General features: G+C 63.4%; 1 protein-coding gene. It reads right to left on the bottom strand.

What is annotated here, in order from left to right; translation table 11 throughout:
- Window positions 1-184: 184 nt before the first annotated feature.
- Window positions 185-760 (bottom strand): LysR substrate-binding domain-containing protein (locus HLUSI_RS30315; RefSeq protein WP_016836210.1); only part of this gene is annotated, 576 nt, incomplete at its 5' end.

The raw sequence follows: 760 nt of genomic DNA, 5'->3' as shown, positions 1-760 counted from the left end.
ACGCCGTTGGATGCGCTGGTGCGCACGCGTGCGGCGAAGGCTTCGCGCATGGCTTGCACGGCGTCGGCGGTGGTGACGAGTTCGCTGACTTGCTGGTTGGTGATGAGCTTCACGGTGGTCCTCTTCTAAACGTTGGTTGATGCATGTTGATGCAGGTAGATGCAGAAATGAAATCCTGTAATTGCTAACGCACTGCGTGCGCGGCCTTCAGGCAAGCCCAGATGCGGTCGAGATCGGAGCGGGCGTCATCGATGCGACGATACAAGCGGATGTCCATCTCGTCGCTCCACAGGCCGGTCGAAAGCGCCTCGTTGTCGTTGGGCGCGATCGCCAGCGTCAGCTTGCCCTCGGCCACTTCGCGCGTCACCGCGCTGGCCGGCAGCCAGGCCACGCCATGGCCTTCCAGCACCATGCTTTTCAGGCCCTCGGCCAGGTCCGACTCAAAACGGCGGAACACGTGCACCGGGCGCGGGCTGGCGCTGAGCTGCTTCTCGACGATGCGGCTCAGCGACGAATAGGAAGAGTAACTCAGGAACGGCACCGGCTCGCTCGCCGTGCCCGGCAGCGTGTACTTCGGCACACCCTTGCCGATGGCCTTGACATAAGGGCGCAGCGGCTCCTTGCCGAGCGACAGCATGGCGTAGCGTTCGGAGTCGAGGTCGATGCCCTGCTGCGGATGGTGATAGCAGATCAGCAGGTCGCAGTGACGCTCGACCAGCGCCATCACGGCATCGTGCACATTGGTCGCCTGCACCGTGGT

Origin of the sequence: Herbaspirillum lusitanum P6-12 (genome assembly GCF_000256565.1) — a bacterium.
Classification (GTDB): Bacteria; Pseudomonadota; Gammaproteobacteria; order Burkholderiales; family Burkholderiaceae_D; genus Herbaspirillum; species Herbaspirillum lusitanum.
This window is presented reverse-complemented; position numbering and strand designations above follow the sequence as displayed.